18 protein-coding genes are annotated in these 20,918 nt (G+C 63.1%); 10 read left to right on the top strand and 8 right to left on the bottom strand.

Features of this window, described 5'->3' with window-relative positions:
* Position 1: 1 nt before the first annotated feature.
* On the bottom strand, positions 2-1,429 hold the full coding sequence (locus VB618_RS14745; protein ID WP_329797468.1) for a homospermidine synthase: 1,428 nt from the start codon (positions 1,427-1,429) through the stop codon (positions 2-4).
* A 217-nt stretch (positions 1,430-1,646) separates the two neighbouring features.
* On the opposite strand from VB618_RS14745, the gene VB618_RS14740 reads away from it, so the two are divergent.
* Complete coding sequence (locus VB618_RS14740) at positions 1,647-2,876, top strand: MFS transporter (RefSeq protein ID WP_329797467.1); 1,230 nt, start codon at positions 1,647-1,649, stop codon at positions 2,874-2,876.
* Positions 2,877-2,878: 2 nt separating this feature from the next.
* Here the strand turns inward: VB618_RS14740 and VB618_RS14735 are convergent, their stop codons facing one another.
* Positions 2,879-3,451, bottom strand: coding sequence for a GNAT family N-acetyltransferase (locus VB618_RS14735; RefSeq protein WP_329797466.1), 573 nt, complete (start codon positions 3,449-3,451; stop codon positions 2,879-2,881).
* A 129-nt stretch (positions 3,452-3,580) separates the two neighbouring features.
* Positions 3,581-4,735, bottom strand: coding sequence for a type III PLP-dependent enzyme (locus VB618_RS14730; RefSeq protein ID WP_329797465.1), 1,155 nt, complete (start codon positions 4,733-4,735; stop codon positions 3,581-3,583).
* Between the two features lie 643 nt (positions 4,736-5,378).
* On the opposite strand from VB618_RS14730, the gene VB618_RS14725 reads away from it, so the two are divergent.
* From VB618_RS14725 to VB618_RS14690, 8 genes are all read left to right on the top strand, one after another.
* Positions 5,379-6,944 carry a glucan biosynthesis protein gene (locus VB618_RS14725; RefSeq protein ID WP_329797464.1) on the top strand — a complete coding sequence of 522 codons (1,566 nt, stop codon included), beginning with the start codon at positions 5,379-5,381 and terminating at the stop codon, positions 6,942-6,944.
* A gap of 106 nt (positions 6,945-7,050) precedes the next feature.
* Positions 7,051-8,061 carry an ABC transporter substrate-binding protein gene (locus VB618_RS14720; protein ID WP_329797463.1) on the top strand — a complete coding sequence of 337 codons (1,011 nt, stop codon included), beginning with the start codon at positions 7,051-7,053 and terminating at the stop codon, positions 8,059-8,061.
* Positions 8,062-8,100: 39 nt separating this feature from the next.
* Positions 8,101-8,880 (top strand): ABC transporter ATP-binding protein, encoded by a 780-nt coding sequence (locus VB618_RS14715; RefSeq protein ID WP_329797462.1) that lies wholly within the window; start codon positions 8,101-8,103, stop codon positions 8,878-8,880.
* Positions 8,877-9,701 (top strand): ABC transporter permease, encoded by an 825-nt coding sequence (locus VB618_RS14710; protein ID WP_442931790.1) that lies wholly within the window; start codon positions 8,877-8,879, stop codon positions 9,699-9,701. Before VB618_RS14715 ends, VB618_RS14710 begins: the two co-directional genes overlap by 4 nt.
* 102 nt (positions 9,702-9,803) lie before the next feature.
* Positions 9,804-10,331, top strand: a complete 528-nt coding sequence (locus VB618_RS14705; RefSeq protein ID WP_329797461.1) for a MarR family winged helix-turn-helix transcriptional regulator — start codon at positions 9,804-9,806, stop codon at positions 10,329-10,331.
* Positions 10,332-10,420: 89 nt separating this feature from the next.
* On the top strand, positions 10,421-11,344 hold the full coding sequence (locus tag VB618_RS14700) for a DMT family transporter (RefSeq protein ID WP_329797460.1): 924 nt from the start codon (positions 10,421-10,423) through the stop codon (positions 11,342-11,344).
* Entirely contained in the window at positions 11,341-11,646 is a 306-nt protein-coding gene (locus VB618_RS14695) for a TfoX/Sxy family protein (RefSeq protein WP_329797459.1), read from the top strand. Before VB618_RS14700 ends, VB618_RS14695 begins: the two co-directional genes overlap by 4 nt.
* Before the next feature lie 24 nt (positions 11,647-11,670).
* A complete protein-coding gene (locus tag VB618_RS14690) occupies positions 11,671-12,636 on the top strand; it encodes a 2-hydroxyacid dehydrogenase (protein ID WP_329797458.1) in 966 nt (321 codons plus the stop codon).
* Between the two features lie 153 nt (positions 12,637-12,789).
* Here the strand turns inward: VB618_RS14690 and VB618_RS14685 are convergent, their stop codons facing one another.
* Both VB618_RS14685 and VB618_RS14680 read right to left on the bottom strand, forming a co-directional pair.
* Entirely contained in the window at positions 12,790-13,533 is a 744-nt protein-coding gene (locus tag VB618_RS14685; protein ID WP_329797457.1) for an SDR family oxidoreductase, read from the bottom strand.
* A 154-nt stretch (positions 13,534-13,687) separates the two neighbouring features.
* Entirely contained in the window at positions 13,688-15,496 is a 1,809-nt protein-coding gene (locus tag VB618_RS14680) for an IlvD/Edd family dehydratase (RefSeq protein WP_329797456.1), read from the bottom strand.
* A gap of 198 nt (positions 15,497-15,694) precedes the next feature.
* On the opposite strand from VB618_RS14680, the gene VB618_RS14675 reads away from it, so the two are divergent.
* On the top strand, positions 15,695-16,327 hold the full coding sequence (locus VB618_RS14675) for a hypothetical protein (protein WP_329797455.1): 633 nt from the start codon (positions 15,695-15,697) through the stop codon (positions 16,325-16,327).
* Between the two features lie 6 nt (positions 16,328-16,333).
* Here VB618_RS14675 and VB618_RS14670 read toward each other — a convergent pair whose 3' ends face one another.
* The 3 genes from VB618_RS14670 to VB618_RS14660 all read right to left on the bottom strand — a co-directional run bounded on the left by VB618_RS14670 (position 16,334) and on the right by VB618_RS14660 (position 20,509).
* A complete protein-coding gene (locus VB618_RS14670) occupies positions 16,334-17,182 on the bottom strand; it encodes a tellurite resistance TerB family protein (protein ID WP_329797454.1) in 849 nt (282 codons plus the stop codon).
* Positions 17,183-17,283: 101 nt separating this feature from the next.
* The gene (locus VB618_RS14665) at positions 17,284-19,455 is read right to left on the bottom strand and encodes a TRAP transporter permease (RefSeq protein ID WP_329797453.1); all 2,172 of its coding nucleotides are present in this window, start codon (positions 19,453-19,455) and stop codon (positions 17,284-17,286) included.
* 76 nt (positions 19,456-19,531) lie between these two features.
* Positions 19,532-20,509, bottom strand: coding sequence for a TAXI family TRAP transporter solute-binding subunit (locus VB618_RS14660; protein WP_329797452.1), 978 nt, complete (start codon positions 20,507-20,509; stop codon positions 19,532-19,534).
* Between the last annotated feature and the right edge of the window lie 409 nt (positions 20,510-20,918).

Here is a 20,918-nt window from a genome sequence, read left to right as displayed (position 1 = left end):
GTTACCGCACCAGAACGTTCCGGAACTGCCACGGATCGGACAAATCGATGTCCTCCGGGAAGAAGCCGGGACGGTCGGTGAGCGGGGTCCAATCGGTATAATAACCCTTCACCGGGCCAAGATAGGGCATCTGCACCTCAAGGCAGCGGCGGAAATCCATCTCGTCGGCCTCCACGATGCCGGCATTCGGGTTCTCCAGCGCCCAGACCATGCCGGCAAGCACGGCGGAGGTCACCTGCAGGCCAGTGGCATTCTGGTAGGGCGCGACGCGACGCGTTTCTTCGATGGAGAGCTGCGAGCCGTACCAATAGGCGTTCTTGCCGTGGCCATAGAGCAGCACGCCGAGTTCGTCGATTCCGTCCACGATCTCGTTCTCGTCGAGGATGTGCTGCTTCTCCTGGAATTTACCGGCGCTGCCGAACATCTCGTGCATCGAGAGCACAGCCTCATTGCAGGGATGGTAGGCATAGTGAACGGTCGGGCGATACGCGGCCTTCCCGTTCTCGCGCACGGTGTAATAGTCAGAGATCGAGATCGACTCGTTGTGCGTGACCAGGAAGCCGTATTGCGAACCGGGCGTCGGGCACCAGGTGCGCACGCGGGTATTGGCGCCGGGCTGGAGCAGGTAGATCGCCTGCGCATCGGACCCGAGCGTGCCGGCATTCTCCGGCATCCATTGCTCATGCGTGCCCCAGCCGAGCTCGGCCGGCTGCAGGCCTTCCGACACGAAGCCGTCCACCGACCAGGTATTCACGAACACGTCCATGGGCTTCTCGGACTTGGCGCGCTGCGTGTCGCGCTCGGCGATGTGGATGCCCTTCACGTTCACCTGCTGCGCCAGGCGCGCCCAATCCTCGCGGCTCTTGGGTTCGTCATAGGCGATCCCGAGATCGCCCGCGACGTTGACGAGCGCCTGCTTGACGAACCAGGACACCATGCCGGGGTTGGCGCCGCAGCACGACACCGCCGTGGTGCCGCCGGGATTGCGGTGACGTGCCTCCATGGTGATCTCGCGAAGCGCGAAGTTCGTGCGCGATTCCGGGCCCTTGCTCTTGTCGAAATAGAAGCCGGGCCAGGGCTCGTTGACCGTGTCGATGTAGAAGCAGTTGAGTGAGCGGCACAGCTCCATAATGTCCACGGAGCCCGTATCCACCGAGAGGTTGACGCAAAAGCCCTGACCACCGCCTGCCGTCAGCAGCGGCGTGAGCAGCTCGCGGTAATTGTCCTTGGTCACAGCCTGCTGGATGAAGCGGATGCCGCGCTCGTCGAGGAGTTCCTTGTGCTTCTCTTGCGGATCGATGACCACGAAGCGGCTCTTGTCATACTCGAAGTGGCGTTCGATGAGCGGCAGGGTGCCCTGGCCGATCGAGCCGAAGCCGATCATGACGATGGGGCCGCTGATGCGACCGTGAACGGGCCAAGTGGTCATCAGGTCTGTCTCCTTCACGAAAGCAGAGATGGAAAAAGGGTAACGCCGGATGGCGGATTTGGCCGCATCTAGGATTGAGGAGCCCCCGGGGTCAATGCCCGAGGGCCACGAAGGCAGCGTGACGGACATCATCCCTGCCATGCGGCTTTGCCCCTCGACATCGTGCAACAAGGCTTCATGATGGCTAGCCTTGGCATCTTCAGGCTGACTGCGACCGATGAAATTCCACGATCTCCTCATGCGCCATGGGCGTGTGATCGGACTTGGCTTCGCCCTGACTTTCCTGTCCTCTTTCGGCCAGACCTTCTTTATCTCCCTTTCGGGTCCAGATATCCGCGATGCCTTCGGCCTGACCCACGGCGCATTCGGCTCCATCTACTCCCTCGCGACTCTCTCCTCAGGCCTGCTGATGATCTGGGTCGGCAGCGTCATCGATCGGGTCGACATCCGCCTTTACGCCACCACGGCCATGCTTGGCTTGGCGGCCGCGGCGCTCAGCCTGTCGCTCGCCCCCAACGTGATCGTGCTGGGCCTGAGCCTGTTCGCCCTGCGTCTCTTCGGCCAGGGCATGCTGAGCCATGCAGGCGTGATGAGCACCGCCCGCCTCGATGAAGGCGTCCGCGGCAGAGCCTTGGGTGTGGCGGCTCTTGGCTTCCCAGCGGGCGAAGCAATCTTTCCGGCCCTTGCCATCGCGCTGATCACGGCCATCGGCTGGACCGGCACCTGGCGCACAGCTGCCCTTGCCATCGTCGTGTCTCTCGGCCTCGGCTGGCTCCTCGGATTTTTCATCAGGCGCAAAGACCCGAATCTTCATGAATCCGCGCGCAAAAAGGTTTCAAGCGAAGCAGGACCGCGCTGGATCGACGTCTTGCGCGACTGGCGCTTTCTCGCACTCATTCCGACCATGATCGGCTATCCGGCGATCATGACGGCGTATTTCTTCCATCAGCGTTTCATCGCGGATGTGAAGGGATGGTCACTGGAACTTCTGGCGAGCAGCATCACGCTCTTCGCCTTGGTCTCCCTCGTCGTTGCCATGTCGGCGGGCAGTTTCGTCGACCGATTCGGGGCGGTGCGGCTCAGCCACTTTTATCTCGCCGGCATGACGGCGGCGTCCCTCACCCTTGCCCTGTTCGACGCGCCGTTCCTGCCGCTCGTGTTCTTCGGGCTGATCGGCCTGACCTCGGGCTGCACCAATGTGGTGATTGCAGCCGTGCTGGCGGAGCTGTTCGGCACCACGCATCTGGGCAAGATCCGCGCGCTTGCGGGTGCGATCATGGTGGTAGCATCGGCCGCGACTCCTGGCGCCATCGGGTTGCTGTTCGATGCCGGAATCAGCCTGGAGGCGATCTGCCTGGGATTTGTCGTCTACATGCTGGCGGCTGCGACCATCACCTTCGTGCTGCCCAATCCGAGGGCCGAACGGCTGCGGCCCTCGGAAGGGTAGAGTCAGTAGGCCAAGCGCATGCGGCTTGAGGCAACCTGCGCGGCAGCGGCCACGAGAGCGCCGAGATCGGGCTTCTGCTCGAAAGCGCCGGTCGCGGAAACAAGCCCGCGTGCACCGTCGAGAGAGCCTTCCTCAAGCTCCAGCGCGAGGAAGCGGTTGCGCTCGTAAGGACCCGGCAGCCAAAGCGAATCGGTCTTCTCAGTGGAGAAGCCGAAGCGCTCGTAATAGGGCGCATCGCCCACCAGCAGCACCGCTTTGTGTCCGAGCTGATCAGCACGTTCGAGCGCCTCGCGCATGAGCTTTCCGCCAAGGCCGAGGCTCTGGACAGACGGATCGATGGCGATAGGGCCAAGCATGAGGCCGGAGCGGTTCGGGCCGGCAGAGACGTGCCACAAGCGCACCGTGCCGATGACCTCACTGTCGCGGTCGATGACCAGGGACAAACCGTCGGCCGGCATCCTGCCCTCGCGCAGGCGTTCGCAGGTCTTCTGGAACCGGGCAGGTCCGAAGCAGGCATCGAGCAGCGCCTCGCGCGGCTCGACATCGCGGAAGGTTTCTTCGCGAATTGTGATCATGGCCGTGGCCTCCCAAAACACGTGGGGTGAGCGACAGCCCTCGCACCGACCTGAACTCAAGTCGGCCGTCCGGGACAACTCTGGTGGGGTTGATGCCTGCCTCGTTTCGCGAGGCAGGCGGGACGTGAGTTAGATCACGTAGGACTTGAGCGGCGGGAAGCCATTGAACGCGACCGCCGAGTAGGTGGTCGTGTAGGCGCCCGTGCCTTCGATCAGCACCTTGTCGCCGATTTCCAGCGAGATGGGGAGCGGGTAAGGCTCCTTCTCGTAGAGAACGTCGGCCGAATCGCAGGTAGGTCCTGCGAGCACGCACGGCACCTTGCGGTCGTGATCGTGCTCCGTGCGGATCGGGTAGCGGATCGACTCGTCCATCGTCTCGGCGAGACCGCCGAACTTGCCGATGTCGAGATAGACCCAGCGCACCTCGTCTTCGTCCTGGCTCTTCTTCGAGACGAGAACGACCTCGGCCTCGATGATGCCGGCATTGCCGACCATGCCGCGGCCCGGCTCGATGATCGTCTCCGGAATGCGGTTGCCGAAGTGCTTCGACAGCGCCCGGAAGATCGACTCGCCATAGGCTTCGACCATCGGGACTGTCTTCAGGTACTTCGTCGGGAAGCCGCCGCCGAGGTTGACCATCGACAGGTGGATGCCGCGATCGGCGCATTCACGGAAGATCGCAGATGCGGAACCGAGAGCCTGATCCCAGGCTTCCGTATTGCGCTGCTGCGAGCCCACGTGGAACGACACGCCGTAGGCCTCGAGGCCCTGACGATAGGCATGCTCCAGCACGTCCACGGCCATCTCGGGCACGCAGCCGAACTTGCGGGAGAGCGGCCACTCGGCGCCGGCGCCGTCGCACAGAATGCGGCAGAACACCTTCACGTCGGAAGCCTCAATGCCGACCGTTGCCGCAGCGCGGGCGATCTTCTCGACCTCGACCTCGCAGTCGACCGCGTAGAGGCGCACGCCAAGCTCGAGCGCACGAACGATGTCGCGCTCCTTCTTGATCGTGTTACCGAACGAGATGCGGTCGGGCGTGGCGCCGGCATCCAGTGCGAGCTGGATCTCGACCACGGATGCCGTGTCGAAGCACGAGCCGAGCTCGGCCAGGAGCTTGAGCACTTGCGGATCCGGGTTCGCCTTCACGGCGTAGAACACACGCGTGTCGGGGAGCGCACGGGCAAACTTGGAGTAGTTGTCACGCACGACGTCCAGGTCGACGACCACGCACGGGCCGTCCTCACGTCGGTTGCGCAGAAATTCACGGATGCGCTGAGTCATGGCGCTCTCCCCACCAAAGGTTCAATGGAGGTCTTGTGGAGCCTCCAGATTGAAATTCAGACGATCAGGGATTCCTGCCGTCCGGCGTCAGCGAGGGAAGATGGCATCCCGCTTCGTGCGATGGAGACACGAGGAGCGCGATGGGCTCTTCACCCGGAGATGCTGCCTTGGATTGGATGGGGATACTCCATCCGCACGCCTGGCAATGATAAACAAGCCTCTTCGGTGTTGACCTTTGGAGGGCCAACGAGACCAAAAAAGCCCGTTCGTCGTTGCTTTAAGTCGCGTCCCCCGTTGAGAACGAGGTGCGCCGGTTTTCGCCTCCGGCTGCCGGTTAGGGGTATCGAGAGCTAGAGCGCTCTCGGGCGGCTGTCCGGCCTCTTGTCCGGATGCCCACCAACCGACACACGACCACAGGCACGTGCGAAATTGGGCAAGCGGGAGATAAGCATATTCGACCCGGACCACAAGAGTTTTTGAGCCCTCCCGGAGAATTTTTTTAACCGTACTGAGACCTGTGTCTTGCCCGCATCACCATTCAGCTTCCATTAAGCGGCCGAGCTACACGGATGGAAGCTCCGGCCCCATATTCCAGGCTCCAGAGCCCAGCCTTTTTCCCTAAGACGAGAACCGCTTCAGCGCCATGATGAACCTGTCCCGCCGCACTCTCCTGCAAAGCCTGCTCGCAGCCACCGCGCTGTCCGCTTCAAGCCAGGGTTGGGCGCAGCAGAACGGGGTGCCGCAGCCCAATCCGTTTCGCTACGAGGATGTGGTGCGCCGGGCCCGCGAGCTGTCAACGGTTCCCTTCGAGACTCCGCCCTCCCAGCTGCCGGAGCCCCTGAACCGGCTCAGCTTCGACGATTACCGCGACATCCGCTTCCGACCGGACAAGGCCCTGCTCGCCTCGGGCAACGGGCCGTTCCGGATGCAGCTTTTCCATCTTGGCTTCCTGTATCCGCGCCCGGTGACGGTGAACATCATCCGCGACGGTGTGCCGACGCCGGTGCCCTACCAGCGGGAGCTGTTCGATTATGGCCGCAACAAGATCGAGCGGCCGCTCCCCGTCAACCTCGGCTTTGCCGGTTTCCGGCTGCACTACCCGCTCAACGACCCGAAGGTGATGGACGAGCTCATCGCCTTCCTGGGCGCGAGCTACTTCCGCTTCCTCGGAGCCGGCCAGAAATACGGCCTCTCGGCCCGGGGGCTTGCGATCAATGTAGAAGGCGGCCAGGCGGAAGAGTTCCCGCATTTCCGAGAATTCTGGATCGAGATGCCGAAGCCGAACGACGACCGCGCGGTGATCTTTGCCCTGCTCGACAGCCCGTCGGTCGCAGGCGCCTACCGGTTCGATATCTATCCGTCCAGGGAAACGACCGTCGACGTCACGGCCACGCTGTTCCCGCGCCAGCCCCTCAACAATGTTGGCCTTGCCCCCCTCACCTCCATGTATTTCGGGGGCGAGAACGACCGGAAGACCACCGACGATTTCCGCATGGAGCTGCACGATTCGGATGGCCTGCTCATGCAGTCGGGCGCCGGCGAATGGATCTGGCGCCCCATCCGCAACCCGGCCAAGAAGACCATCTCGTCCTTCAGCGACAACAATCCGCGCGGTTTCGGCCTCATGCAGCGCGACCGGGTGTTCGAGCACTACCAGGATCTGGAAGCGCACTACCACCAGCGGCCCGGCTACTGGGTCGAACCCATCGGCCAGTGGGGCGAAGGCTGGGTCGAGCTGGTCGAGATCCCGACGGCGGACGAGACCCAGGACAACATCGTCGCCTATTGGCAGCCGAACCGGCCTTACGAGCCGGGACAGGAAGTCGTCATCTCCTATCGCCTGCGGGCCGCGGCCGCGATCAGCGGCATGCACCCGGGCGGGAAGGCGGTGAACACCTTCCAGACGCCTCCCCGCGCCAGCGGCTCGAACGCGCCAAGCGATCCCCGGCACCGCCGCTTCATCGTCGATTTTGCCGGAGGCGACCTGTCCTATTACTTCAACGCCCCCGAGCAGGTGCAGCTGGTTCCCTCCACCTCCACGGGCCAGATCACCAACACCTTCATCATGCCCAATCCGCATATCGACGGATTCCGCGCCGCCATCGACGTACGGCTGGAGCCGGGCCAGTCCACGGACCTGCGCGCCTTCCTGCGCGCCGGCAACCGAGCCCTGACGGAGACCTGGACTTACCCCTGGTTCGTGGAATGATCCGCCTAAGGGATCCCTCCTGACGCTGCGGACCTTGCCAAGCTCCACTGAACCGCGCAGAAGCGGACGCGGCTGGCACGGAGCCGGAGCGACGGAGTGAATGCGCATGACGCTGAAGGCTTTGGTGGCAGGGACGCTGGCAGCCGGTCTCGCCTGGGGCACAGGAAACGCCCTTGCGCAGCCGCTGACGGACGTGACCTTCGGCACCAATTGGCTCGCCCAAGGTGAGCACGGCGGCTACTACCAGGCCGTCGCCGACGGCACTTACGAGAAATACGGCCTGAAGGTCACCATCGTGCCGGGCGGCCCGCGCGCCAGCAACCGCATGCTCATGACCGTCGGCAAGCTCGACTTCTACATGGGCGGCAGCATGATCCAGGCCTTCTCGGCGGTGGAGAAGGACATTCCCACCATCGTGGTGGCGGCCCATTTCCAGAAGGAGCCGCAGGTGCTCATGAGCCATCCCGGCCAGGGGCTCGACACCTTCGCAAATCTGAAAACATCGAACGAAATCCTGTTGTCCAAGGATGCGGCCGCCACCTTCTTCCAGTGGATGAAGGCCGAGCATGGATTCAGAGACGAGCAGGTGAAGCCCTTCGGCTTCAACCCTGCTCCCTTCATCGCCAACAAGCGAGCCGTGCAGCAGGGCTATGTCACCTCCGAGCCGCTCACCATCGAGAAAGTCGCGGGCTTCAAGCCCAATGTGTTCCTGCTCGCGGATTATGGTTTCAGCACCTATTCCACCACGGTCGAGACGCGCCGCGAGGTGGTGGAGAAAAACCCCGATCTCGTGCAGCGCTTCGTGGATGCCTCGACCATGGGCTGGTACAATTATCTCAACGGTGACAACACAAAGGCCAAGGAACTCATCAAGCGCGACAACCCGGAGATGAGCGACGAGCTGCTGGCTTATTCCCACGCCAAGATGAAGGAATACGGCATCGTCGATTCCGGTGACACGCAAACGCTCGGCATCGGCGCCATGACGGATGCGCGCATGAAGGACTTCTTCGACAAGATGGTGAAGGCCGGTCTCTTCAAGCCGGATCTCGACTACCGGAAAGCCTATACGCTCCAGTTCGTGAACAAGGGCGTTGGCTTGAATCTGAGAAAGTAGAGGAGTGCGGCGCCGGCTCATCCAGCGCTGCTGCATCCCATGAACGCGCCCGCATCCACGCTCGTTTCCCTGCATGATATCGGCAAGGTCTTCACGAACGGCGTGACGGCGCTCTCCGGCTTCGATCTCGCCATTCGCGCGGGCGATTTCGTGTCTCTCCTCGGCCCCTCCGGCTGCGGGAAATCGACGGTGCTGCGCCTCATCGCCGAATTGGCCGAGCCGACAGTAGGGCACGTGACGTGGCCGGGCTCGGCCCATGAGGATCACCGCAGCGAGATCGGCTTCGTGTTTCAGGAGCCAACCTTGATGCCTTGGGCGAATGTGGCGGATAATGTCTGGCTGCCGCTGCGCTTGCGCGGCCTGTCGCGGCGGGATGCGCAGGAGCGCATCACTCAAAGCCTCTCTCTCGTCGGCTTGAAAGATTTTGCGAAGGCCTATCCGCGCGAACTTTCGGGCGGCATGAAGATGCGCGTGTCGATTGCGCGCGCGCTCTCCCTCAAGCCGCAGCTGCTGCTCATGGACGAGCCCTTCGCCGCGCTCGACGAGATCACGCGATTCAAACTGAACGACGATCTTCTCAAGCTGCAGAATGATCTGCGTTGCACGATCGTGTTCGTGACGCATTCCGTCTATGAGAGCGCCTATCTGTCGAGCCGCATCGCCATCATGTCACCGCGCCCCGGCCGCATCATGGCGGAGGTTGCCGGCGACGCGCCAGGGCCACGCGCGAAAGATTTCCGCACCAGCCCCCGCTATGCGGCCCTGTGCGGAGAGATCTCGCAGATCCTGCTCGAGCAGAATGCGGAGGAGAGCGCGTGACGGCAGCATCCTCCAATCCCTTGAAGCTTGCCCTGCCCCTTCTGGTCTTCGCAGCGATGATCGGCTTTTGGGAAGCCATCGTGCGCCTGCACGGCATTCCGCCCTATATTCTGCCGGCTCCGAGCCTGATCGGCACGACCATGGTGGCCGACTGGCCGCTCCTGCAGGCTTCTCTCCTGACGACACTGAAAACAACGCTTCTCGGCCTCGCTCTGGCCGTGCTCGGCGGGATCCTTATTGCCGTGATCTTAAGCCTGTCGCGGATCGTCGAATACTCGCTCTATCCCTTTGCCGTCGTGCTGCAGGTCACGCCGGTAATCGCCATCGCGCCCTTGCTCCTGATCTACATGCCTCAGGATGTGGCGGTTCTGACCTGCGCCTGGCTCGTCGCGTTCTTTCCGGTTCTCTCGAACACGATGCTCGGGCTTCAATCGGTCGACCGCAACCTGATGGAGCTGTTCGCGCTCTACGGCGCCCCCGCATCCCGCAAGCCTCTTGCGCGTCTCTGCTCAAGGCTCAAGGCCCTGTGGTATCTGCGCCGTCCGGCCGCCCTGCCGGCCTTCCTGGCGGGCCTGCGGATCGCCGGCGGGCTCTCGCTCATCGGCGCCGTGGTGGCCGAGATGGCGGCGGGATCGGCCGGCGCAGGCTCGGGGCTGGCCTATCGCATCATCGAGAGCCAGTACCGCCTCAACATCCCCCGGCTCTTTGCGGCCCTGGTTCTCCTGGCCCTGACCGGCATCGCTCTTTATCTCCTGCTCGCAGCCGTCAGCCATCTTCTGCTCCGCCGCTGGCATGAAAGCGCTCTCACGCAGGAGAAATGAGGGGCTACTTCCTTAGCCTGTTAATAATGTCCCGGCTTGTCATCGTACCGTCATGAGACGTGTCCATGGTACTCAAGGCAACGCTTTGAGCAGCGAGGAACCATGGATACCGACAACAAGCATCCGAGCACCAAGAGCGTCGGATGGGCTCTGGTTCAAGCCTCCCGCCTGCACCGAAGCCGCACGGGTGACAAGCTCTCCGAACTCGGCCTTTTCGCCGGCCAGGAGCAGGTACTCCAGGCGCTGGGCACGTCCGGTCCCATGACCATGGGCGAGTTGGCCACAATCCTGCGGGTGCGCCCGCCGACTGCATCCAAGACCGTCTCACGGCTGTCCGCCCTCAAGCTGGTGGAGCGCCACACGGAGCCCGGCGATGCCCGGGTCGTGCGCGTGAAGCTCACCAAGGAAGGCAAGCGAAGGGCGGCCGCCATCGACGCCCTCTGGGATGAGGTCGAGGGCGAGCTGCTCCAGGGCTTCGACAACAAGGACCGCAAGCGCCTGCGCAAGCTCCTGCGCAGGGCCGCCAAGAACCTTGCCGGCCTAACAGGTGCCGATCAGACCGGCTTCGAGGCTGACGACGAGGTCGACGGGTTGGAAGCCGCAGAGCCGGAACTCGCCGCAACGGCCTGACGGTACAGACACCACCCCTGCCTGCGGCGCACGAGGGGCGTGCGCTGCGGGTATTCGCATCGGGATGAAGCTGCGGCTAGCATCGCCCGATGGCCGATACCGTCTCCACGCCTCAAACCACCCCGATCTCACAGCGCCAGAACCGCATGATCGGCATCGGCCTCATGTGCGCGGCGCTGTTCTGCTTCTCCTGTCTCGATGCCACGGCCAAATGGGTGAACCAATCGGTCGACCCCATGGTCACGGTCTGGGCCCGCTACATGTCGGCGGCCCTGCTCACCTTCATGGTCATCAACCCGCGAACCCAGCCGGGAGCACTCAGGACCCGCCGCCTCCCCCTCCAGCTCCTCCGCTCCTTCCTGCTTCTCGCCTCCACCTTCTGTAATTTCCTGGCCCTGAAATACCTCCAGCTGGTCGAGACCCAGTCGATCATCTTCGCCACACCCCTGCTGGTGGCCCTGCTGGCAGCGCCCCTCCTGGGGGAGCGAATCGGCTGGCAGCGCCTGGTCGCTATCGCGGTCGGGTTCATCGGCATCCTCGTGATTACGCGGCCAGGGCTCGGCACCATGCATCCCGCAGCCCTGCTGTCGCTTACGGGGTCTGTCGCCTATGCCTTCTACAACATCGTGACCAGGATGCTCGCGTCGAGCGATTCGATTGCGACCACAACCCTCTACTCAAGCTTCGCTGGCATCGTCCTGGTGACACCCGCTCTGCCGTGGATCTGGTCCACGCCCTCCTCGCCCCTGGTCTGGTTTCTGCTGGCCACCACAGGCTTCTACGGCGCCTTCGGACACTGGTTGCTCGTTCTCGCCCACGCCCGGGCCCCGGCGGCGATCCTGGCGCCGTTCATCTACAGCCAGATCATCTGGATGCTCGCCCTGGGCTACATCGTGTTCGGCGACTGGCCCGATTCTTGGACCTTCGTCGGGGCTGGCATCGTGATCGCATCGGGGCTCTACTTGCTCTCCCGCGAACGCGCGAAACGAAATCAGCCGGAGACGTCTTCATGAGCGATGCCGCCGTCGATAGCCTGCCCGGCATCGGACCCGTGACGCAGGGCTGGCTGAGGGAGGCCGGCATCCGGACCGAGGGCGAGCTTCGCTCCATCGGCGCCGTCGAGGCCTATCGCCGCCTCAAGTTCATGCTCCCCCGCCAGGTCAACATCAACGCTCTCTACGCGCTGGAGGCCGCCTTACGCGGTTGCCATTGGCTCGACTTGGCCCCCGATGTGAAGACCGCGCTCCAGCAGCAGGCCAAGATTATCGACGAGGCCATGCGCCGCGGTGCCGCCGCACGCTGCGCCATTCCCTGATCACAGACGACAACAGGAAACGCCATGAGCCGCACCGACATCCTGATGACCGCGCCGATGATGCCGATCGTCATCGAGACGCTGGAGAAAGCCTGCACGCTGCACCGCCTGTGGGAGCAGACGGATCAGGAGGCGTTTCTCAAGGAGGTCGGGCCGCACATCCGCGGTGTCGCCACCAGCACTCTCTACGGCCGCCTCGAGGCCTCGCTCCTCGACCGGCTGCCGAACGTGGAGATCATCTCCAGCTTCGGCGTCGGCTACGACAACGTGGATGCGGCCGAAGCAGCCCGGCGCGGCATCGTCGTCACCAACACGCCCGGCGTGCTCGACGACGAGGTGGCCGATCTCACCCTCGGCCTTCTGCTCGCGACCCTGCGCAAGATCCCGCAGGCCGACCGCTATCTGCGCGAGGGACAATGGCTGAAAGCCTCCTTCCCTCTCTCGACCACTTTACGCGACCGGAAGGTCGGCATCGTCGGCCTCGGGCGCATCGGCAAGGCCATCGCACGACGTCTTGCGGGCTTCGATGTGAGCATCGCCTATCATGGTCGCACTCAACAGGACGACGTGGCTTACGCCTATCACTCCACGGTCACCGGCCTCGCGGAGGCCTGCGACGTGCTGATCGTCATCACCCCGGGTGGGGCCGCAACGCGCCATCTCATCAATGCGGATGTGCTGAAAGCCCTCGGCCCCAACGGCGTGCTGATCAACGTGGCGCGCGGCACCGTGGTGGATGAGCAGGCGCTGATCGAGGCGCTCAGGTCCGGGGCCATTCTCAGCGCAGGCCTCGATGTCTACGAGGATGAGCCGCGCGTGCCGCAGGAGCTGATCGACATGGAGCACGTGGTGCTCCTGCCCCACATCGCCTCCGCCTCGGTCCACACCCGCAACGCCATGGGCAAGCTCGTGGCCGACAACCTCGTCTCGTGGGTCGAGGGCAAGGGACCGCTGACGCCGGTGCCGGAGACGCCTTACAAGGGGCGATAGCCTAATATCTCTCGTGACATCGCCTCTTCATCATCCCCGGACTTGTTCCGGGGATCCACGCCTTTGCTTCCGTTAAAACGTGGATGGCCGCAACAAGTGCGGCCATGACGCGGTGGGTGTCGTTCCCAATTAGACGAAGAAGTCCTGGCCGCTTTAAAGCGCGAACCCGCCATCGACCAAGTGAATGTGCCCGGTCGTATAACTCGCCTCATCCGACGCGAGATAAACGGCAAGCGCCGCCACCTCTTCCGCCGTGCCAAGCCGGCCCATGGGCTGCCGGTCGACGAAGGCCTGGCGCACCGCTTCCAGGCTCTGGCCGGAACTCTCGGCCTGAGCGGCGATCCGCTCGTCGAGCGACGGCGACTGGATCGTGCCGGGGCAGATCGCATTGGCCCGGACACCGCGCTTGATGAAATCGGCCGCCACGGCCTTGGTGAGGCCGATCACCGCCGCCTTGGTCGTGCCGTAGACATAGCGGTTGGGAATACCGCGCACCGAGGAGGCACCGGACGCGATATTGACGATCGATCCGCGGCCCTTCTCCAGCATACCCGGCAGCACCGCTTTAATCGTGCGGTGCATGGACCTCACGTTCAGGTCGAAGGAGAAGTCCCAGTCCTTGTCGGAGCATTCGAGGATGGTGCCGTGATGCACGAAGCCCGCCGCATTGACGAGGACGTCGAAGGATCCGGCCTCGGTGACGAGCTGCTCGACACCTGCATTCGAGAGCACGTCGAGCCTGCGCTTTTCGGCACCCTCCAGACCTTCCAGCTTCGCCACATCGAGATCCGTCGCCCAGACCGTCGCGCCCTCGCGGAGGAAAGCCTCCGCAATGGCGCGCCCGATTCCCTGCCCTGCCGCCGTGACGAGAGCGGTCTTTCCTTGAAGCCTGTTCATGAGAACCCTTGCTCCCGTCGTTGCTTAAAGCATCGGACCCAAAAGTGGATTTGCACTTTTGGGTCCGATGCTTACCTCTTGAGTGAGAGCATCGTGTGACCGGACCCAGGGGGCCGCGCCAGCGAAAACCGGAACCACTTTTCCGCACGATGCTCTAGTGATTGTCGCGCGGCACGCCAAAGGTCTGCGCGACCTTCTGGTACTTCACAGCAGGCTTCAGGGTCATGCCCTCGGAGAGCTGATCCACCATGGAGCGCTGGATCTCCTGCCACGGCGTCTGGCTCGCCGGATAGGCATAGCCGCCTCTGGACTCGAGATCGGCCCGGCGCTTCTCCAGTTCCTCAGGTGACAGGAGAATGTCGGCCGTGCGCTTGTTGAGATCGATGCGGACACGGTCGCCCGACTGCAGCATCGCCAGCCCACCGCCGGCGGCAGCCTCCGGCGACGCGTTGAGGATCGACGGTGTGCCGGACGTGCCGGACTGACGGCCATCGCCGATGCAGGGCAGCGAGAGAACGCCGCGTTTGATCAGCGAACCTGGCGGCTGCATGTTCACCACTTCGGCCGCACCCGGATAGCCGATGGGACCGGCGCCACGCATGATGAGAATCGTGTGCTCGTCGATGTTGAGCGCCGGATCATCGATGCGGTGATGATAATCCTCCGGCCCGTCGAACACGATGACACGGCCCTCGAAGGCGTTCGGATCTTCCGGATTGTTGAGATAGCGCTCCTGGAATTCCGGGCTGATCACGCTCGTCTTCATGATGGCGGAATCGAACAGCGTGCCCTTGAGATTGAGGAAGCCCGCCTTTTCTTTAAGCGGATTGTCGTAGGAGCGGATGACGTCGTGATCCCAGGTGTGCTTGCCGCGGCAGTTCTCGCCGATGGTCGTGCCGGTGCAGGTGATCGCATCCTCGTGGATCTTGCCGGCGCCGATAAGCTCGGCCATCACGGCCGGCAGGCCGCCGGCGCGGTAATACTCTTCGCCGAGATATTCGCCCGCGGGCTGCACGTTGACGAGCAACGGGATCTCGAAGCCTATCTTCTCCCAATCGTCGCAATCGAGCGGCACGCCGATATGCTTGGCGATGGCGTTGATGTGGACCGGCGCATTGGTGGAGCCGCCGATGGCCGCATTGGCTACGATGGCGTTCTCGAACGCCTCACGGGTCATGATGTCGGAGGGCTTCAGATCCTCCCACACCATGTCGACGATGCGGCGGCCCGACTCGTAGGCCATCTGCCCGCGTTCACGATAAGGAGCAGGCACGGCCGCCGAGCCCGGCAGCGCCATGCCGAGCGCCTCGGCAAGCGCATTCATCGTCGAGGCCGTGCCCATGGTGTTGCAATGGCCGACGGACGGGGCCGACGAGCCCACGATGTCGATGAACTGCTGGTAATCGATATCGCCCGCCGCATGGCGCTCGCGCGCCTTCCATACGATGGTGCCGGAGCCGGTGCGCTCGCCATGGTGCCAGCCGTTCAGCATTGGGCCGACATTGAGCGAGATCGCCGGAATGTTCACGGTGGCAGCCGCCATGAGGCAGGCCGGCATGGTCTTGTCGCAGCCGGTGAGCAGCACGACGCCGTCGAGCGGATAGCCGTAAAGAACCTCGACGAGGGAGAGATAGGCGAGGTTACGGTCGAGGCAGGCGGTCGGACGCTTGCCGGTCTCCTGGATCGGATGGCACGGAAACTCGAAGGCCACGCCGCCGGCCGCCGTGATGCCGTCGCGCACGCGCTTGGCGAGTTCCAGATGGTGGCGGTTGCAAGGCGACAGATCGGATCCCGTCTGCGCGATGCCGATGATCGGCTTCTTGCCTTGCAGCTCCTTGCCGGTGAGGCCGAAGTTCAGGTAGCGCTCAAGGTAAAGTGCCGTCATCCCCGGATTGTCCGGATTGTCGAACCAGAGCCGTGAGCGAAGCTGATCGGGAGTGCGACGGTGAGGCCTCTCAGCCATTCTTCATTTCCTTTTTGGACATCGGTAACCGAGTTGACGGGTATTTGATCTGGAGCGGAAGCCGAGATCAACCATCCCTTCGACAAAAGTCATCGTCATTCGACGAGAAAACGTCCGGCGAAGCCATCCTGAGAAGCCGCATGTTCCTTCCTGGCGAAATCCAGCATGTTATGATATTTCATAGAATGAAAGCTTTGCGTGCCGAAGCTCCCTCTCTCGCTCCACGATGTGACCATGCTTCGCCCTGCCCTTCTCCTGATCATTTCAGCTCTTCCCGTTCCGGCTTATGCCGATGACTGCCCCAATGCCCAGACGGCGAAGCTCGGCTTTGTCCTGGAGCGCCAGGGGACGAAGGCCGAAGTCCGGCCCTCCTCGGATCACTTCGTGCATGTGGTGAATTCGTATCCCGGCGGGAAGACGCAGAACGTGATCTACTACCGGGGCTTCTTCCCCATCAGCCGCTTCGACGATACGGCCCGCAGCATCAACATCCCCGTGTCCGACCTGCGCAATGTCTTCCCCCTGGAGCCGAAAGCCCGCCGCGCCCTCACCTATGCGCCGGCACGGCCCGACAAGGTGGGAGAGCTGATCTCGCTCGAGCTGACGGTGACGGGCCAGGAGCAGATGCAGCTCGGCACCTGCTCCTACAATGTCCTGATCGTGCGCAACCGCTTTCTGAACGCAGCCGGCAAGGCCACGTCCGAGCACACGGATCTCTACTCGCCCGAGCTCGGCTTCATTCTGGCCAAGCGCTACGAGGAAAGAGGCGGTGCACAGAGCACCATGAAGTACCAGACCATCAGGCCCCTGGGAAAAACCTCCCCTCTCTGAAGCGCCTCAGGTCAGCGCGCCGGCGGTGTCGTCGATCTGGGACCGCACGGCCGGTTCGAGATCGAGCGCCTCTGCCAGCTGGTTCAGGAACTCGCGCTCCTGGATCGTGTCAGGATCGATGGCGATGCGGGCCGCCGAATAGACCTGAGCCGCCTTCTCCGGATCGTTCACGTTGGCGGCAAGCTCCTCCACATCGGCGGGTGACGCCATCTCGGTGTCCAGCCAGCGGGTGGCATCCGGATCGATGCCCGCTTCGGTCAGCCCCTTGACGATTCGCGACCGCTCGGCCTCGTCGATCTGCCCGTCGGCGGCAGCCGCCGCCACCATTGTGCGCAGGAAGAGAAGCGCGTCGTCCTCGGTTTGAGACACAGGGTGGAAGCGCGAGGTTTCCGGCACGCTGAGGGCCGACTGCGCGACCGCCTCGTCCGACTGAGGTACAGAAGCCTGGGAGGCAACAGCTGGGGTTTCACCCATAGCTGGGGCAGCCGTCAGGCTCTGCCCGCCAACGCTGGTGCCTTTGCCCGCCTGCTGGCCCTGATAGGCCTTGTAGGCCAGCCCGCCGATCACCGCGAGGCCACCGAGCTTGACAAGATTGCCGGTGAGCTTGCTCTTCTTGCGCCCTCTGAACAGGAGCCCCGCCAAGCCGATGAGAGCCGTCTGGGTCAGGCCAGGGTGCTGGGTGGCAAAATTCTTGGCCTTCTGCAGGAGCTGATCGGGCGACTGGCCGGTGACCTGGGTCACGCTTCTTTCGACCTGCTGCCGCATGCCTCCTTGAGCCGGTTGGCCCGGATTCTGCTGATCGGGACGCCCGATGGCTCCGATGAATGCATCCAACAGCTTCCGGTAATCGACCATGCGGCCCTCCTGTCATCTTTGAACCAAGCCAAGAACAACGGGAGCGCCGCCGAATGGTTCAGGTTCTCAAAGAGCGAGGCTATGCAGCAACGCCCTCACCTTCAGGCCGGCTTCGGCACCATGGCAGTCCGAGCCTTGAGAACCTGGGACACGACTACCGGAGCTGCCATGGCAAGCCCGATCAGGGTTGTCTCCGGATCAGGAGCGATGATGGGCAGGGCCGCGAGGCCGATGAGCCAACGCTCCCACGCCCGCATGACAGTCAACCCATAGCCGGCGAAGGCCGCCGACAGGAACATGATGCCGACAACGGCACCTCCTGTGACGAAGAAGAAGCCGGGCCAAGTGAACTCGGGCGTGACGATGAGCATGGCCGGCCCGTAGACGAAGACAAATGGCACCAGCACCTTTCCGAGACCGAGGCGGAAGGCCGTGTTGCCGGTTTTGAACGGGTCGGCGCCCGCCATGCTGGCGCCTGCATAGGCCGCCAAGGCCACGGGAGGCGTAATGTCGGCGAGCACGCCGTAATAGAACACGAAGAAATGCGCCACGAGCGGCTGAACGCCGAGAAGACCGAGGGCCGGCGCCGCGACCGTCACCATGATGATGTAGTTTGCCGTGGTCGGCACGCCGCAACCCAGCAGGATGCAGACGACGGCCGTCATCAGCAGAGTGAAGAACAGCGTCATGGCGTTCAGGTCGGCAACGCCCGCAGGAATAAGGTCCATTAAGCCTTGCGCCAGTTGGGCTGCAAAGGATGTGACAATGAAGGAGATCTTGAAGCCTACGCCCGTGAGCGTGACGATGCCGACAATAATGCCGACAGTGGCCGCAGCCGCGCCCACGCCGATGGCGTATTTTGCGCCGACTACGAAAGCGTCGATGAGGTCGAACACCACCGCCTTTCCGGCCTCACTCTTGAGATAGGTATAGATGAGCAGCGCCAGCACGGAGGCGAGCACCGGCCCCAGGAAGATAATTTGCGTGAGCACGCCCATGGCGATGCCCGCAATGACGGCGGCAAGGAAGCCGAGGGTGATGACGGGCACCCTCGATGCGCCGACGACCAGACAGGCCGTAATGCCCCAGAAAGCCGCCAGATAAGGCGTGAAGCCGGAGAACAGCACGATCAGCAGAACCGCGAGCGGCATGATCGTCTGCCATCCCTCACGGATGACTTTGGCAGCCTTCGGCAGTTCCTCCGCCGGCAGCCCCTTCAATCCAGCGCGCTTGGCCTCAAGATGGACCTGCATGAACACGCCAAAGAAGTGCATGCACGCAGGCACGATCGCTGCGAGGATCACCGTCTGATACGAGACGTTGAGAAACTCGACCATGAGGAAGGCGGCCGCACCCATGATGGGTGGCGTGATCTGGCCGCCGGTCGAGGCGGCCGACTCAACGGCCGCCGCAAAGTGGCGCTGGTAGCCCACGCGGATCATGGCCGGGATCGTAAGCGACCCGACCGTCACCGTGTTGGCGATGGACGAACCGGAGATCATCCCGAACAGAGCGGAGCCGAAGATCGAGACCTTCGCGGGCCCGCCTGCATAGCGCCCCGCGACAACGGTGGCGAGATCGATGAAGAGTTTGCCAAGGCCTACCCGCGTCGCCAGCACGCCGAAGAGCACGTAGTGGAAGACATAAGTGGCAACAACTCCCAGGGCGATACCATAGATGCCCTGGCTCGTGAGATAGAGATGGTTGACGATATTGGACCACGACGCGCCTGGATGCTGGAGAATGCCCGGCATAGAGGGGCCGAAATAGGCATAGAGCATCACGAAAATCGAGATCACCGGCAGCGGCCAGCCGACCGAACGCCGGGTTGCCTCCAGCAGGACAACGATCAGGATCGTGCCCATGACCACATCGGTGGTCGAGGGATTACCGACCCGGAAAGCCAGCTCGTTGAAGATCCACGGAACGTAAAGGCTGACGACGGCCGCCGCGATGGCGAGCGCCCAATCGATCAGCGAGATGCTGCCAGGCCGCCACCAGCTCGACGGAGCAATCTGTTCGTAATCCTTTTTGGAGGCCGAGAATACGAGGAAGATCAGGCCGAGCACGAAGGCCATGTGGATGCCGCGGTGCGTCGCTTCCCGCAGCAATCCGAAGCCCGCTGTGTAGTAGTGGAAAAGCGAAAGAGTTAGAAGCAGGCCTGCCACCAGCCATGCGGTCCCTGTCGGCAAGGGCCGGAAGCGCATCTCGGGATCGAATTTCTCCTCGAGGCTGCGGTTCTCGATGATGATATGGGAATCGGCGGCGGTCATAGCATTCTCACAGGGAAGAAACAAAGCGCCTCCCGCGGCGGCTGACGCGGGAGGCTGGATCTGAGGCTGGCGTCGATCAGCTCTTGAGGAGACCGGCTTCCTTGTAGAAGCGCTCAGCTCCCGCATGGATTGGAATACCGGCACCGGCGAGCGCACTTTCCTTGCGGATCAGCTTGCCCTTGGCGTGACCGGCATCCAGCGCCGCGCGGGTCTTGTCGCCCCACAGGCCTTTCACGACGTCGTAGACAACAGCCTCCGGCACTTTCGCCGAGGTGACCCACTGAGCTCCGACGGCGAGCGTCTTCACCGCGCCGACATCCTTGTAGGTGCCGCCCGGGATCTCGTCGGCTGCAAAGAAGTTGTACTGTTTCCTGATGGCATCAGCTTCGGCACCGGACAGCGGCACGATCTCAACGCCTCCGCCTGTGGCGGCGAGCTCCGTAATGGCGCTCGTGGGATAGCCGCCGACGAAGAAGAATGCATCGAGCCCACCGTCGCGCATACGCTCGGCCGCCTGGTTGGGCTTCAGGAAGTCGGCCTTCACGTCGGCTTCCTGAAGCCCCCAGCCGGAGAGGATGATGCGGGCATCGACCAGGGTGCCGGAGCCCGGCTCGTCGAGCGACACGCGCTTGCCTTTGAGATCGGCGACCGACTTGATGTTGGCGGATTTCGCAGCGACGAGGTGAATGCTCTCAGGATAGAGGTTGGCTAGGAGGCGCAGATCCTCCATCTTGCCTTTGCCTTCGAAAAGGCCCGTCCCGGTATACGCCCAGTAGGCCACGTCCGCCTGGCTGAAGCCGGATTCAAGCGCACCCGACACGATGGAGTTCACATTGGCCACGGATCCATTGGAGGCCTGCGCTGTCAGGACGAGCCGGGGCGGATTGGACACGGCGTTCGCGATAAGTCCGCCGATGGGATAGTACGTACCGGCCGTTCCGCCGGTACCAATACGAAAGAAAGCCGGTGCCTGCGCGAACGCGCTCCGGCCCAGAGCTGCGGCAGCGCCCAGTCCGAGGCCCATCTTGGCCAAGTCGCGGCGTGTCATCGTCATGATCTGATACTCCCCTCGTGAAGGATTGACCGCTTACGGTACGGTTCTACTCCACTCTAACGGGAATTCTGTCTTCGTCTATGGCCGTTAACAGGCGCTCTATCGATGAGGGTCGCGGGCTATGACCGAAGCTTACTTCATGACACGGCGCTCGCCAGTATTGTGACGCCTTGTCTCGATACAGGATTGAAGGTTGGTGTATCGACAAGCTCTGGAGCGGCCTTAAGGTCAGAAATGCCGAGGCCAACAATAGGCGACTTGACCTCTTGCCCCACATGAGCGGCGGCAAACATCTACCGCTTCCTGCGTCTTTTGTTGGTGCACTGTTCTTTTGTCCAAGCAAAAGCCCCCGCCGTTTATCACGTGCGGGGGCTTTTGAGTGTTTGGTTGCGGGGACAGGATTTGAACC

The sequence above is a fragment of the Microvirga sp. CF3062 genome (assembly GCF_036314045.1).
In the GTDB taxonomy this organism is placed as follows: domain Bacteria; phylum Pseudomonadota; class Alphaproteobacteria; order Rhizobiales; family Beijerinckiaceae; genus Microvirga.
The sequence above is the reverse complement of the archived record's forward strand: the minus strand, read 5'-3'. Positions and strand labels throughout refer to the sequence as shown.

Coding starts and splice junctions, on each gene's coding strand:
- VB618_RS14715 (WP_329797462.1), top strand. CDS start 8,101: ATGAACGCGCCCGCATCCACGCTCGTTTCCCTGCATGATATCGGCAAG.
- VB618_RS14740 (WP_329797467.1), top strand. CDS start 1,647: ATGAAATTCCACGATCTCCTCATGCGCCATGGGCGTGTGATCGGACTT.
- VB618_RS14680 (WP_329797456.1), bottom strand. CDS start 15,496: ATGGCTGAGAGGCCTCACCGTCGCACTCCCGATCAGCTTCGCTCACGG.
- VB618_RS14665 (WP_329797453.1), bottom strand. CDS start 19,455: ATGACCGCCGCCGATTCCCATATCATCATCGAGAACCGCAGCCTCGAG.
- VB618_RS14700 (WP_329797460.1), top strand. CDS start 10,421: ATGGCCGATACCGTCTCCACGCCTCAAACCACCCCGATCTCACAGCGC.
- VB618_RS14695 (WP_329797459.1), top strand. CDS start 11,341: ATGAGCGATGCCGCCGTCGATAGCCTGCCCGGCATCGGACCCGTGACG.
- VB618_RS14705 (WP_329797461.1), top strand. CDS start 9,804: ATGGATACCGACAACAAGCATCCGAGCACCAAGAGCGTCGGATGGGCT.
- VB618_RS14720 (WP_329797463.1), top strand. CDS start 7,051: ATGACGCTGAAGGCTTTGGTGGCAGGGACGCTGGCAGCCGGTCTCGCC.
- VB618_RS14745 (WP_329797468.1), bottom strand. CDS start 1,429: ATGACCACTTGGCCCGTTCACGGTCGCATCAGCGGCCCCATCGTCATG.
- VB618_RS14660 (WP_329797452.1), bottom strand. CDS start 20,509: ATGACGATGACACGCCGCGACTTGGCCAAGATGGGCCTCGGACTGGGC.
- VB618_RS14735 (WP_329797466.1), bottom strand. CDS start 3,451: ATGATCACAATTCGCGAAGAAACCTTCCGCGATGTCGAGCCGCGCGAG.
- VB618_RS14725 (WP_329797464.1), top strand. CDS start 5,379: ATGATGAACCTGTCCCGCCGCACTCTCCTGCAAAGCCTGCTCGCAGCC.
- VB618_RS14690 (WP_329797458.1), top strand. CDS start 11,671: ATGAGCCGCACCGACATCCTGATGACCGCGCCGATGATGCCGATCGTC.
- VB618_RS14670 (WP_329797454.1), bottom strand. CDS start 17,182: ATGGTCGATTACCGGAAGCTGTTGGATGCATTCATCGGAGCCATCGGG.
- VB618_RS14685 (WP_329797457.1), bottom strand. CDS start 13,533: ATGAACAGGCTTCAAGGAAAGACCGCTCTCGTCACGGCGGCAGGGCAG.
- VB618_RS14730 (WP_329797465.1), bottom strand. CDS start 4,735: ATGACTCAGCGCATCCGTGAATTTCTGCGCAACCGACGTGAGGACGGC.